12 protein-coding genes are annotated in these 12963 nt (G+C 70.8%); 5 read left to right on the top strand and 7 right to left on the bottom strand.

What is annotated here, in order from left to right:
* Window positions 1–42: 42 nt before the first annotated feature.
* The 3 genes from ASG04_RS13615 to ASG04_RS13605 all read left to right on the top strand — a co-directional run bounded on the left by ASG04_RS13615 (window position 43) and on the right by ASG04_RS13605 (window position 2728).
* A complete protein-coding gene (locus ASG04_RS13615; protein ID WP_235515545.1) occupies window positions 43–1230 on the top strand; it encodes an AI-2E family transporter in 1188 nt (395 codons plus the stop codon).
* The gene (locus ASG04_RS13610; protein WP_056125314.1) at window positions 1227–2042 is read left to right on the top strand and encodes a DUF1684 domain-containing protein; all 816 of its coding nucleotides are present in this window, start codon (window positions 1227–1229) and stop codon (window positions 2040–2042) included. Before ASG04_RS13615 ends, ASG04_RS13610 begins: the two co-directional genes overlap by 4 nt.
* Before the next feature lie 185 nt (window positions 2043–2227).
* The gene (locus ASG04_RS13605) at window positions 2228–2728 is read left to right on the top strand and encodes a DUF3145 domain-containing protein (protein WP_082518210.1); all 501 of its coding nucleotides are present in this window, start codon (window positions 2228–2230) and stop codon (window positions 2726–2728) included.
* A 224-nt stretch (window positions 2729–2952) separates the two neighbouring features.
* Here ASG04_RS13605 and ASG04_RS13600 read toward each other — a convergent pair whose 3' ends face one another.
* The 6 genes from ASG04_RS13600 to aceE all read right to left on the bottom strand — a co-directional run bounded on the left by ASG04_RS13600 (window position 2953) and on the right by aceE (window position 10708).
* Entirely contained in the window at window positions 2953–4197 is a 1245-nt protein-coding gene (locus ASG04_RS13600) for a beta-ketoacyl-[acyl-carrier-protein] synthase family protein (RefSeq protein WP_056125312.1), read from the bottom strand.
* A 93-nt stretch (window positions 4198–4290) separates the two neighbouring features.
* The gene (locus ASG04_RS13595) at window positions 4291–4539 is read right to left on the bottom strand and encodes an acyl carrier protein (protein ID WP_056125310.1); all 249 of its coding nucleotides are present in this window, start codon (window positions 4537–4539) and stop codon (window positions 4291–4293) included.
* Window positions 4540–4644: 105 nt separating this feature from the next.
* The gene (locus tag ASG04_RS13590) at window positions 4645–5634 is read right to left on the bottom strand and encodes a beta-ketoacyl-ACP synthase III (protein WP_056125825.1); all 990 of its coding nucleotides are present in this window, start codon (window positions 5632–5634) and stop codon (window positions 4645–4647) included.
* 68 nt (window positions 5635–5702) lie between these two features.
* Entirely contained in the window at window positions 5703–6650 is a 948-nt protein-coding gene (locus ASG04_RS13585; protein WP_056125308.1) for an ACP S-malonyltransferase, read from the bottom strand.
* 78 nt (window positions 6651–6728) lie between these two features.
* Window positions 6729–7955 (bottom strand): PucR family transcriptional regulator, encoded by a 1227-nt coding sequence (locus ASG04_RS13580; protein ID WP_056125306.1) that lies wholly within the window; start codon window positions 7953–7955, stop codon window positions 6729–6731.
* A gap of 8 nt (window positions 7956–7963) precedes the next feature.
* Window positions 7964–10708 (bottom strand): pyruvate dehydrogenase (acetyl-transferring), homodimeric type, encoded by a 2745-nt coding sequence (aceE, locus tag ASG04_RS13575; protein WP_056125305.1) that lies wholly within the window; start codon window positions 10706–10708, stop codon window positions 7964–7966.
* Window positions 10709–10942: 234 nt separating this feature from the next.
* Between aceE and ASG04_RS13570 the strand changes: the two genes are divergently transcribed.
* Window positions 10943–11431 carry a peroxiredoxin gene (locus ASG04_RS13570; RefSeq protein ID WP_056125303.1) on the top strand — a complete coding sequence of 163 codons (489 nt, stop codon included), beginning with the start codon at window positions 10943–10945 and terminating at the stop codon, window positions 11429–11431.
* Window positions 11432–11494: 63 nt separating this feature from the next.
* The gene (locus ASG04_RS13565; protein WP_056125301.1) at window positions 11495–12487 is read left to right on the top strand and encodes an alpha/beta fold hydrolase; all 993 of its coding nucleotides are present in this window, start codon (window positions 11495–11497) and stop codon (window positions 12485–12487) included.
* Here the strand turns inward: ASG04_RS13565 and ASG04_RS13560 are convergent.
* A complete protein-coding gene (locus tag ASG04_RS13560) occupies window positions 12423–12962 on the bottom strand; it encodes a hypothetical protein (RefSeq protein WP_056125298.1) in 540 nt (179 codons plus the stop codon). The genes ASG04_RS13565 and ASG04_RS13560 overlap by 65 nt on opposite strands.
* Between the last annotated feature and the right edge of the window lies 1 nt (window position 12963).

Genomic DNA, 12963 nt, shown 5'->3' with positions numbered 1-12963 from the left:
GCGCGGGTTCGAGAAGTTCCTGACGCTGGCCCGCTCCACGTCGTGACCCAGCGCGGGTCCGAGAAGACCCGAAAGGCCGGCCCGCCCCACGTGCACTTCCGCAAGAACAAGAGCCACGGACCTGACGTGGTCGATAGCCAAGGCCCCACCCCGAACGTGACGTTCGAGGCCTCCAAGGGATCCACCGGCGTGCGCGTGAACGCCTTCCGCATCGGGTTCATGGGCGGCATCGGTGTGCTCGTCGCCCTGCTGGCGGGTTCGCTGATCGGCCAGCTGTCGACCGTCCTGGTCTACATCGGCGTCGCCCTGTTCATCGCGCTCGGCCTCGACCCGCTGGTGACGTTCCTCGAGCGCTACATCCCGCGCTGGCTGGCCATCCTCGCGGTGGTGATCACGGTGCTGGCCGCGTTCGCCGGGGTCGTGTTCGCCGTGGTGCCGATCCTGATCGCCCAGGCCACGAACCTGGTGCAGAACTTCCCGGACATCGTCGAGAACGTCTCACAGCTGGAGTGGGTGCAGAACCTCTCGAAGCAGTTCGCCGGCTCGTTCGACGTTGACCACGCGCTGCAGTCGGTGCAGTCCTTCGTCGAGGACCCGGGCAACCTCCTCAGTCTCGGCGGCGGGATCCTCGCGGTCGGCAGCGGCATCCTGTCGGGGCTCACGGGCGCCCTCATCGTCCTCATCCTGATGCTCTACTTCCTCGCGTCGATGCGGGGGATGAAGCGCATGATGTACCGCTTCGTCCCGGCGTCGCGTCGGCAGAACTACATCGCCGTCAGCGAAGAGGTGACCTCGTCGGTCGGCCGGTACGTCGTCGGACAGATCAGCCAGGCCGGCATCAACGGGGTCCTCAGCCTGGTCTTCCTGCTCATCATCGGCGCGCCGCTGCCGGTGCTGCTGGCCACCTTCGCGTTCATGGGCTCGCTCATCCCGCTCGTGGGCACCATCGGCGCCGCGATCGTCATCTCGCTCCTGTGCCTGTTCGCGTCCCCCGCCACGGCCCTCGCCGCGGCGATCTACTACCTGGTGTACATGCAGGTCGAGTCGTACCTGATCTCGCCGCGCATCATGTCCCGCGCGGTCCAGGTCCCCGGTGCCCTCGTCGTGATCGCGGCCGTCGCCGGGGCCACGATCGGCGGGGTGCTCGGTGCACTCGTCGCGGTCCCGGTCGCCGCATCGGTGATCATCATCGTGCAGAAGGTCATCTACCCCCGGCAGGAGCAGGCGTGACCGAGCTCGACGACGCAGCGACGGCACGTGATCGCTGGGTGCGCAGTCCGCGTGGGCCGCTCGCCCTGGTCAATGCGCAGCGGGTCGACCAGCCCCAGGTGGTCTGGCCCGTACCCGGTCAGTGGGCCCCCGCCACGGGCGGACTGACCGTGACCGCCGGTGCCGAGGACGGGGTCGTCGTCGACGGGGTGCCGGTCGACGGCACGGTCCTGGTCGCTGGGGACGACGCCGTGGTCGCCTCCGTCGTCGCGTTCCCCGACGGGCGCGCCGGCACCGTCGCGGCGACCGGCGGTGGACACACCCTGCGTGTCTGGGATCCCGCCGCCGAGGCGATCACCCGCTTCGCGCGCATCGATAGGTTCCCCGCGTCCGATGGGTTCGTCACCACTGGCCGGTTCGTCCCGGTCTCCGACCACGCGGCGCCTGGTCACGTCCTCGACGCCGCCGGCGAACCGCTCGTGGTCGCCGGCACGGTCACGACGACTGTCGGCGGGCAGACGGCGGAGCTCGTCGCGGTGCGGTCGGCGCCGTACGGCGGGACGCAGCGACTCCAGCTGATCGTCCAGGACGGCACGAGTGCGCTGCCCGAGAGCGACCCCGGCAGCGCCTACTCGATGGGTCGGTTCCTGTTCCTCGACGACCCCGGCGTCGCCGCCGAGGTCGAGCTCGACTGGAACCGGCTGGTGCTGCCGCCGTGCGCGTTCTCGTACCAGTACGCCTGCCCGATCCCACCGCCGTCGAACCGCGTGAGCGCGCCGATCGCGGCGGGGGAGCGACACCCGCTCGACGTCGACGGGGCTGTCTTCCACTGATCGCGGGCGCGGCCTTGCCGTTCCCAGCGGGCACGCTGCATAATGGGCGTGTCCGACAGGACATCACAATCGCATATCGATGGTTCCGGGCCGCTCTCGAGCGCTGATCACGGATCCTCCAGCACTGGCCGATGGGCCTCCTGCACAGGTCGATGGGGAAGTCGCACCTGATGATCGGAGGAACCATGACCGGGACTGCGTCGGGAGTGCTCTACGTGCACTCCTCCCCTCGCGCGCTCTGCCCCCACGTCGAATGGGCAGCAGGTCGCGCGATGAGTCGCGCCGTGAACTTCTCATGGCTCGACCAGCCCGCTCAGGACGGCGCCCGTCGAACCGAGTACACGTGGACCGGCGCGATCGGCACCGGAGCGGCCATCGCCTCCGCGCTGCGCGGATGGGAGCACCTGCGCTACGAGGTCACCGAGGAACCCACAGCGGCTTCTGACGGCGGCCGGTGGATGCACACGCCCGACCTCGGCGTCTTCTACGCGCAGACCGACGTCACCGGCAACATGGTCATCCCCGAGGACCGTGTGCGCTACGCCATGGAGGTCGCCGGCAGCAACGCACTCGAACTGCACCGCGAACTGCGGCTGGCACTCGGGCAGGCCTGGGACGACGAGCTCGAGCCGTTCCGTCACGCCGCCGAGGGCAACCCCGTCGTCTGGCTCCACCGCGTCGGCTGACCCGCCGCGACCGCGCCCAGCGCGCCCCCGATCCCGCGAGACGCCGCCGAACACGGCGGCGTCTCGTGTGTGTCACTGCTCCGCACGACCGGGCCGAGGCGACGCCGGGAAGCCGCACCGGGCCTCCTGTCCGGTGGCTCCTCAGACGGCACCGGGGAACGGACACGGCACCCCGCGATCGCGAGGTGCCGTGTCCGTTCCGCGGTGCCGTGCGCCGCGTCGCTCTAGGCCGAGCGGAACGCGACGACCGCGTTGTGGCCACCGAAGCCGAACGAGTTGCTCAGCGCGACCAGGTCGCCCTCGGGCAGCTCGCGCGGTGCGGTCGCGACGTCCATGACGATCTCGGGGTCCTGCTGCGTGAGGTTGATCGTCGGCGGGGCGACCCGTTCGTGCAGCGCCAGGACCGTGAACACGGCCTCGAGCGCACCCGCACCACCGAGCAGGTGTCCGGTCGAGGCCTTGGTGGCCGACACGACGACGGAGTCGAGGTGGTCCCCGAAGACCCGGCGCATCGCGTGGTACTCGGCGATGTCCCCGACCGGGGTCGACGTGGCGTGCGCGTTGACGTGCACGACGTCCTCACGCGTGGCACCGGCGTGCTCGAGCGCCATGAGGACGGCGCGGGCGGCTGCGCTGCCCTCGGGGTCGGGCGCCGTGATGTGGAACGCGTCCGAGGTGATGCCGGCGCCGGCGACCTCGGCGTAGATCTTCGCGCCGCGGGCCTCGGCGTGCTCCTTCGTCTCGAGGATCAGCGCTGCAGCACCGTCGGCGAGCACGAAGCCGTCACGCGTGACGTCGTACGGACGCGATGCTGTCTCGGGGGAGTCGTTGCGACGCGAGAGCGCCTGCATCGCTGCGAACGACGCGAGCGGCATCGGGTGCAGTGCCGCCTCGGCCCCACCGGCGATGACGATGTCGGCGTCACCGGTCGCGACGTGCCGGTAGGCCTCGGCCAGGGACTCGGTGGAGGACGCGCAGGCGGAGAGGTAGGTCCGGGCGCCACCGCGGGCACCGAACTCCATCTCGATGGCCGCTGCCGGCCCGTTCGCCATCAGCATCGGGACCGTCATCGGCAGGACGCGCCGCGGGCCGCGCTCACGCAGGGTGTCCCACGCGTCGAGCAGGGTGTTGACCCCGCCGATGCCCGTGGCCCAGTCGACGATCAGCCGTTCGGGGACGACGGTCGCGTTGTCGATGCCGGCGTCGGCCCAGGCTTCGCGCGCGGCGATCAGCGAGAGCTGCGACGAGGGGTCGAGCCGCTTGGTCTCGGGGCGGGTGAGCTGGTCGGTGATCCAGTGGCGCGCCTGGCCGGCGAACTCGACGGGGAGTTCGAGCTCGGCGAAGCGCGGGTCCTCGATCCTGGTGATGCCCGACTTGCCCGCGAGCAGGGCGTCCCAGGTCTCCGAGGCGGTCGCGGCGAGGGGGGAGATCGCACCGATCCCGGTGACGACGACGGTCTTGTTGGTCATGGAACGACTGGTTTCTGCTGAGGTGGACATGGCGAGCGCCGCGGCCCGTGACCGGTGAGGTCGAGCCGGACCACGGCGCTCAGGAAGTTCGTGTCAGGCCTGGGCCTTGACGATGAAGTCGACGGCGTCACCGACGGTCTTGAGGTTCTTGACCTCTTCGTCGGGGATCTTGACGTCGAACTTCTCTTCGGCGTTGACGACGATCGTCATCATCGAGATGGAGTCGATGTCGAGGTCGTCCGTGAACGACTTGTCGGCCTGCACCGTGTCGGTCGCGATGCCGGTCTCGTCGTTGATCAGCTCGGCCAGGCCGGCGAGGACTTCTTCGTTGGACAGGGCCATGATGGTGTCTCCTTGAGGGGGGTGTCGTTTGACCGTGGACCAGCCTAGGGCACGGGGTGGACCCGCGCCCGCCGCCGGGCGGGACTGTGGGAAGTGGCGGTCGTCCTAGGGCAGGACGACCACCTGCGCACCGAACACGAGTCCGGCGCCGAACCCGATCTGCAGGGCGAGGCCGCCCGACAGGGCGGGGTGCTCCTCGAGCAGGCGGTGCGTCGCGAGCGGGATGCTCGCGGCCGAGGTGTTGCCCGTCGTCGTGATGTCGCGGGCGATCATCACGGACTCCGGGATGCCGAGCTGCTTGGCGAACTCGTCGATGATGCGGATGTTCGCCTGGTGCGGCACGAAGGCGGCGAGCTGGTCGGGGCGGACCCCGGCGGCGTCGAGTGCTTCGCGTGCGACCTTGACCATCTCCCAGACGGCCCAGCGGAACACGGTCTGCCCCGCCTGTCGCATCGTCGGCCGGGGAGCGCCGGCCGCCCACTCGTTGTAGGTCGCGGTCATGCCGATCGCGTCCCACTTGGAGCCGTCGGACCCCCAGATGCTGGGGCCGATCCCCGCGAAGTCGCTGGGTCCGACGATCGCGGCGCCCGCTCCGTCGCCGAGCAGGAACGAGATCGAGCGGTCCGTCGGGTCGACGACGTCGCTGAGCTTCTCGGCGCCCACGACCAACACGTGGTCGGCGACGCCGGACTTCACGAACGAGTCGGCCTGGGCGATGCCGTAGGCGTACCCGGCGCACGCGGCGCTGATGTCGTACGCCGCCGCGGGGGTGGCGCCGATGCGCTCGGCGAGGAGCGCTGCCATCGACGGGGTCGCGACGGTGTGGGTGACGGTGCTGACGAGCACGACGCCGATCTGGTCCGCGGTGATGCCGGACTTCGCGATCGCCTCGCGTGCGGCGGCCTCGGCCAGGTCGACGGCCTCGACGTCGGCACCGGCGCGCATGCGCGTGATGATGCCGGTCCGCTGGCGGATCCACTCGTCGGAGGAGTCGATCGGCCCGATCAGGTCGTCGTTCGGGACGGTCTTCTCGCCGCGGGCGGCGCCGAACCCGAGGATGCGGCTGAACTCGTGTCCGCGGCGCTGCGACAGCACCGGACGGACCGTCGCGGTCGGGCCGGCCTGGAGGTTCGTGGCCCGGTCGTCGGTGTTGCTTGCGTCCGTCACGCGGTCACCTCGGTCTTCTCCGCGCCCTGGGCGCTCTGCAGCAGTTCGATCGCGGCCGGCAGGTCCTCGGGGGTCTTGATCGCGACGGTGGGCGTGCCGCGCAGGCCGCGCTTCGCGAGTCCGACGAGTGCGCCGGCCGGCGCGAGTTCGATGATCCCGGTGACGTCGGCCTGTCGGAACGAGTCCATCACGGCGTCCCAGTGCACGGGGCTGGCGATCTGGCGCACCATCAGGTCGACGAAATGGCGGCCGTCGTCGACACGGGAGCCGTCGGCGTTCGTCCAGATCGGGAGCGTGGGGTCGGCGACGGACGCCGACGCGGCGACCGGGGCCACGCGGTCGACGGCCGGGCTCATGAAGCGCGTGTGGAACGCACCCGCGACGGCGAGCGGCACCACGCGGGCCTTGGCGGGCGGGTCGGCGGCGAGGGCGGCGATCGCTGCGGCGGGGCCGGCGACGACCGTCTGTCCGCCGCCGTTGTGGTTCGCGGGGACGAGGCCGTGCGCCTCGAGCGCCTGCGCGAGCTCGTCCGGGTCGCCACCGAGGACCGCGGCCATCGACGTCGGCTCGAGCGCGGCCGCGTCGGCCATCGCGCGCCCGCGTTCGGCGACCAGGGCGACGGCGTCGGTCGGCTGCAGGACGCCGGCGACCGCCGCCGCGGTGAACTCCCCGACGGAGTGGCCGGCGACGCCGCCGACCAGGGCGCGGCGGCCGTCGGCCAGCAGCGCGTCCGCGGTGACGATGCCGGCCGCGACAATGAGCGGCTGCGCGAGCGCGGTGTCCTTGATCGTGTCCGCGTCGGACTCGGTGCCGTGCAGGGCGAGGTCGACGCCGATCGCCTCGGACCACTCCCCGACGCGGTCACGGACGGCGGCGTCCTCGAGCCAGGGGGCGAGGAAGCCGGGGGTCTGGGAGCCCTGTCCGGGCGCGACGACGACGATCACCGGACAATCCTGTCGGGGTCGGGGAGCGGCACCCGTGTGGACACCCGACACAGATCGGGGAGCGACATTGTGGGACCCCTACCGGCGGACCGGGCGGCGACGGCCCGACGCCGACTCGGACATGGCCCCGAGGATGAGCGCCGACTGCACGATCAGGGCGTCACGGGCGTGCGTGGCGTCCCAGCCGATGATGTCGGCGACGCGGCGCAGGCGGTAGCGGACGGTGTTCGGGTGCACGAAGAGCTCCCGCGCCGTGGCCTCGAGCGACCGGCCGGTGTCCAGGTAGCACCAGAGCGTCTGCAGGAGCTCGGTGGACTGGTCCTTCAGCGGCACGTAGATGCGCTGCACGAGCGCGGACCGGGCGAGCGGGTCGCCGGCGAGTGCACGCTCCGGCAGCAGGTCGTCGGCCAGCGCGGGACGGGGAGCGCCGCGCCAGGCCCGCGCGACCGCGAAGCCGGCCAGTGCGGCCTTCGCCGAGGTGGACGCGTCCACCACCCCCGGGACCTCGTTGCCGAGGACCAGGTGCCCCTCGCCGAACAACGGCTCGAGTGACTGCGCGATGGCCATGAACGAGACCGGTTCCTCGCCGTCGGGCACGTCGTCGCGCGGGGTCGCGCGACCGATGACCACGACGAGTCGTGAGCCCTGTACCCCGATCAGCACGTCGGCGTCCATGTGCCGGGCCGTGCGGCGGACCTGGTCCACCTCGAGCTGCTTCGGCGCGGTCCCGACGAGCACCGCGACCTCGCCGTGCCCGTGCCAGCCGAGGGCGGCGATGCGGGACGGCAGTTCGTCGTCGTACTCCCCGGACAGGATCGAGTCGACGACCAGTGCCTCGAGTCGCGCGTCCCAGAGCCCACGGGCCTCGGCCGCGCGGGCGTACACGTCGGCAGCGGCGAAGGCGATGTCGCGGGAGTACTTGAGGATCGCCTCCTGCAGCATCTCGTCGTCGGCGGCGCGTTCCTCGACGACCGTCACCACGACGCGGATGAGCTGGAGGGTCTGCTGCAGGCTCACCGAGCGCAGCAGTTCGCGCGGTGCCGATCCGAAGACGTCGGCGGCCGCGATCCACGGGGTCGACGCGCTGCCCTCGAGCCATGAGATGAACGACGTGATGCCGGCCTGCGCCACCATGCCGACGGCGGACCGGCGGCCGGGTGGCATCTCGCTGTACCAGGGGAGCGTGTCCTCGAGCCGCTTGATGGTGGCGGTCGAGAGTTCGCCCGACACCTGCCGGAGCCAGGAGAGCGCGCGTTCGCGGTCGCTCTGCTGGCCCCCGGCAGGGTCGGTGCGGGGTGTCGTCACTACCGGCGTCAGCTCTCGCCGCCGGCGCTGCCCGTGGTGCCGGCGGTCACGTCGTGCAGGCGGTACTTGTCGATCGCCTGCTGGACGAGGGCGCCGTCGACCCGGCCCTGACGCGCGAGCTGCTGCAGTGTCCGCACGACGACCGAGGGGCCGTCGATGTGGAAGAAGCGGCGGGCCGCGGGGCGCGTGTCCGAGAAGCCGAAGCCGTCGGCGCCGAGCGTGGCGTAGTCGGTCGGCACGAACGGGCGGATCTGCTCCTGCACCTGGTGCATGAAGTCGCTGACGGCGACGACCGGCCCCTCGGTGCCGAGGAGGCGCTCGGTGACGTACGGCGTGCGCGGCTGCTCGTTCGGGTTGAGGAACGCGTGCTGCTCCGCTGCGAGGCCGTCGCGGTAGAGCTCACCCCAGCTCGTGACGCTCCAGACGTCGGCCGACACGCCCCAGTCCTCGGCGAGCAACTGCTGCGCTTCGAGGATCCACGGCACGGCGACACCGGACGCCAGCAGCTGGGCCTTCGGGCCGTCGTGCTCGCTCCGCTTGAGCAGGTACATGCCCTTGACGATGCCGTCGACGTCGATGCCCTCGGGCTCCGCCGGCTGCACGATCGGCTCGTTGTAGACCGTCAGGTAGTACATGACGTTCGGGTCGGCGTGCTTGGGCGAGCCGTCCTCGTTCGTGCCGTACATCCGGTCGAGACCGGCCTGCACGATGTGCCCGATCTCGTAGCCGTACGCGGGGTCGTAGGACACCACGGCCGGGTTCGTCGTCGCGAGGAGCAGCGAGTGGCCGTCGGCGTGCTGCAGGCCCTCACCGGTCAGCGTGGTGCGACCGGCGGTGGCGCCGATCATGAACCCGCGGGTCATCTGGTCGCCGGCGGCCCAGATGGCGTCGCCGGTGCGCTGGAAGCCGAACATCGAGTAGAAGACGTAGACCGGGATGAGCGGCTCGCCCTGCGTCGAGTACGAGGTGCCGACGGCGGTGAACGCCGCCATCGCCCCGGCCTCGTTGATGCCGACGTGGATGATCTGGCCCTGCGGGCTCTCCTTGTACGCCAGGAGCAGCTCGCGGTCGACGGACGTGTAGTGCTGCCCGTTCGGGTTGTAGATCTTCGCCGTCGGGAAGTACGCGTCCATGCCGAACGTGCGTGCCTCGTCCGGGATGATCGGCACCACGCGGTTGCCGAAGTCGGGGGAGCGCAGCAGGTCCTTCAGCAGTCGGGCGAACGCCATGGTCGTGGCGATCTCCTGCTTGCCGGAGCCCTTCTTGACGACCTGGTACTTGGCGTCGTCCGGCAGGGTGATCGACGTGTACTTGGTGCGGCGCTCGGGGACGTACCCGCCGAGGGCCCGACGGCGCTCGTGCATGTACTGGATCGCCTCGTCGTCGTTGCCCGGGTGGTAGTACGGCGGCGTGTAGGGGTTCTCCTCGAGCTGTGCGTCGGAGATCGGGATGCGCATCTCGTCGCGGAACTGCTTGAGGTTGTCGAGCGTGAGCTTCTTCATCTGGTGGGTCGCGTTGCGGCCCTCGAAGCTCGGGCCGAGGCCGTAGCCCTTGACCGTCTTCGCGAGGATGACGGTCGGCTGGCCCTTGTGCTCGGTCGCGGCCTTGAACGCCGCGTAGACCTTGCGGTAGTCGTGGCCACCGCGCTTGAGGTTCCAGATCTGGTCGTCGGTGTAGTCCTTTACCAGCTCGAGCGCCTTCGGGTCGCGCCCGAAGAAGTTCTCGCGGACGTAGGCACCGTTCTCCGCCTTGTACGTCTGGTAGTCGCCGTCGGGCGTCTGGTTCATCAGGTTGAGGAGCGCACCCTCGGTGTCGCGTGCGAGCAGGTCGTCCCACTCGCGGCCCCACACGACCTTGATGACGTTCCAGCCCGCGCCGCGGAAGAACGCCTCGAGCTCCTGGATGATCTTGCCGTTGCCGCGGACCGGTCCGTCGAGCCGCTGCAAGTTGCAGTTGATGACGAAGTTCAGGTTGTCGAGGCCGTCGTTGGCCGCGACCTGCAGCTGGCCGCGGGACTCGACCTCGTCCATCTCGCCGTCGCCGAGGAACGCCCAGACCTGCTGGTCCATCGCGTCCTTGATGCCGCGGTTCGACAGGTACTTGGCCTGCTGCGCCTGGTAGATCGCGTTGATCGGGCCGATGCCCATCGACACGGTCGGGAACTGCCAGAAGTGCGGCATGAGGCGCGGGTGCGGGTACGAGGACAGCCCGCCGCCGGCGTGGGACTGCTCTTGGCGGAAGCCGTCGAGCTGGTCCTCGCCGAGCCGGCCCTCCATGAAGGCACGCGCGTACATGCCGGGGGAGGCGTGGCCCTGGAAGAAGACCTGGTCGCCACCGGACGGGTGGTCCTGGGCGCGGAAGAAGTGGTTGTAGCCGACCTCGTACATGGCGGCGCTCGACGCGTACGTCGAGATGTGTCCACCCACCGCGATGCCGGGCCGCTGTGCGCGGTGCACCGTGATGGCCGCGTTCCAGCGGATCCACCGGCGGTACCGGCGCTCGAGCTCTTCGTCGCCCGGGAACTCCGGCTCGTTCTCCGGAGCGATCGTGTTGACGTAGTCCGTCGTCGGGACCATCGGCACGCCGAGGTGCAGCTCGTTCGAGCGCTTCAGCAGGCTCTGCATGATCTCGCGGGCCCGCTGGTGGCCGTGCGTCGCGACGAGTCCGTCGAGCGATTCACGCCACTCTGCGGTCTCTTCCGGGTCCTGGTCGGTCCCTGCGATGCTGCGCGGGTCCTGGTCGTTCACCGTCACCCTTGACCTCGTTCGTTCTCGTGGTGGTGGACATAGGTGGTCCACCGGTCGATCGGGTCGCGACCGTCGGTGGGAGCCGCGGTCCACTCTAGGCCCCACCACCGACTCGGACGCTGGGTGCGCGCACGCTTGCATTCACGTGTCGTCGGCGTACGATTGCCGATCGTGCCCACGCGAACCCGCGGGGCGTGGATCGACGGGCACACCCGCAGCCCGAGGAAGCAGCACCCAACGATGGCACTGGAGATCGGCTCACTCGCGCCGGACTTCGAGCTCCCGAACCAGTTCGGTGAGCACGTCCGCCTCAGCGACTTCCGCGGCACCCGCCCGGTCGCCCTCGTCTTCTTCCCGCTGGCGTTCTCGTCGACGTGCACGACCGAGCTCTGCGACCTCCGGGACAACATCACGATGTTCCAGGACAACCGCATCGAGCTCATCGGCATCTCGGTCGACTCGAAGGCCACGTTGCGGTCGTTCGCCGACCAGAACGGCTACGACTTCGAGCTGCTCGCGGACTTCTGGCCGCACGGCGCCGTCGCCAAGGAGTACGGCGTGTTCCTCGAGCACAAGGGCTTCGCGAACCGGGCGACGTTCGTCATCGACGTCCAGGGCCGCATCCGCGCGTCGATCATCTCCGAGCCCGGCGTGGCCCGCGACGTGACCGAGTACCGCGCGGCGCTCGACCGGCTCGCCGCCTGCACGGCGCCCGTCACCGTCGGCTAGCAACCGCTCGTCGGTCCGGTTCCGAATCCTCCGCAGGTGCATCCGCACCCGACAGGAGGCACGGTGCACGCCCACGACACGACGTCCCCACCCGACGTGGTCGCGTCCACCGCGTACGCCCCGTTCCCGGTGTCGTCAGACCCCGTCCCGTGGTCGCTGACCCGCATCGTCGTGCCGACCTCGTCCGGCCCCGTTGTCGTGCACGCGCGCCCGGGCGACCGACCACTGCTGCTGCTGCACGGCGTCGCCGGGTCGTGGACCACCTGGACGCCCCTGCTCCGTGCGGCACACGGGTACGGCGACCGCGGTCTGGTCCTCGTCGACCTGCCCGGGTGGGGTTCGTCACCCGCTCCGACGACCCCGATCGGCGTCGACGACACCGTGCGGGTGCTCACCGAGGTCCTCGACGCGGTCGGTGTCGGTGCCGTCGACGTCATCGGGCACTCGATGGGCGCGTTCATCGCCCTGCACCTCGGGGTCGCCGTCCCGGAGCGGATCCGGACGATCGGGCTCGTGTCGGGGACGACCTTCGCCGCGACGGACGCCGCCCGGCGCCCGCTCCGCGGCGTCCTGACCCTGCCGGCGTTCGCGCTGCTGCGCGCCGGTCTGGCGGTCGCCCGGAGCGCCGCGGTGCCGATGCTGCGCGGCCTGGCGCGCGTCGGCCTGCTGCGGCTGCTGGCCGCGCCGGTGTTCACGCACGTGCGGGCGCTGGACCGCAGCGTGCTCGATGCCTTCGTCGAGGAGCTCCGGCCCGCCGGCTTCCTGGCCGCCGCTGCCGCTGGTGGTGCCTACGACACGGACCGTTGGCGGACCGTCCGGAGCCCGGTCACCGCGGTCGCCGGACGGGACGACGTGTTCGCCCGGGTCGAGGACCTGGAGCGCCTCGCCGAGGTGCTGCCGCACGTCCGGACGGTCCTGCTCGACGACTGCGGCCACTTCGCGCACGTCGAGCACCCCGACGCCGTCGTCGCGGCGCTGGCCGGTCGGCCGGTCAGTGGTACTGCGGAGGCCAGTCGAACGCGGCCGAGCGGTGCGGGGCCTCACCGAACGTCGTGACGGCGATGTCGACCTGCTCCAGGTCCCGCAGCGGGATCGACCGCGGGTTCGCGAACCACCGGTCGCCGTCGATCCACACCGTGACGTCACCGTGCAGACCCCCGACGTGTCCGGGCCCGAGCGAGACTCCCCACTCGTCGAAGAACTGACCGAGGGTGAAGTCCCGACGTTCCGGGGACTCGACGTGGATGATGCCGGAGGTGTCGTGTGTGTGGATCTCGGCCGCGAACCTGCGTGCCGCGGAGTGCCCGATGTTCCCCGGCACGACGACGGGCTCGTCGCCGTCGGTGATCGACAGGTGCGTGTGGATGTGCTCGGCCAGCCGCTGCCCCCACACGTCGTGGAGTCCGGCGGCCTCGGCGCGTCCGGCGAGGTCCGTCGGCCGTGGCCACGGCGGAGCGCCCTGGTTCGCGGAACACCCCGTCAGGAGCACCACGAGCGCCGCTGCCGTCACCGCCACCGTCGCTCGTCGCACC

The organism is Curtobacterium sp. Leaf183, from assembly GCF_001424385.1.
Taxonomy (GTDB): Bacteria; Actinomycetota; Actinomycetes; order Actinomycetales; family Microbacteriaceae; genus Curtobacterium.
This window is presented reverse-complemented; position numbering and strand designations above follow the sequence as displayed.

Bases quoted from the DNA above. Each gene is read 5' to 3' on its own strand.
- ASG04_RS13605 (WP_082518210.1), top strand. From the start codon at position 2,228: ATGACCGGGACTGCGTCGGGAGTGCTCTACGTGCACTCCTCCCCTCGC.
- ASG04_RS13600 (WP_056125312.1), bottom strand. From the start codon at position 4,197: ATGACCAACAAGACCGTCGTCGTCACCGGGATCGGTGCGATCTCCCCC.
- ASG04_RS13595 (WP_056125310.1), bottom strand. From the start codon at position 4,539: ATGGCCCTGTCCAACGAAGAAGTCCTCGCCGGCCTGGCCGAGCTGATC.
- ASG04_RS13570 (WP_056125303.1), top strand. From the start codon at position 10,943: ATGGCACTGGAGATCGGCTCACTCGCGCCGGACTTCGAGCTCCCGAAC.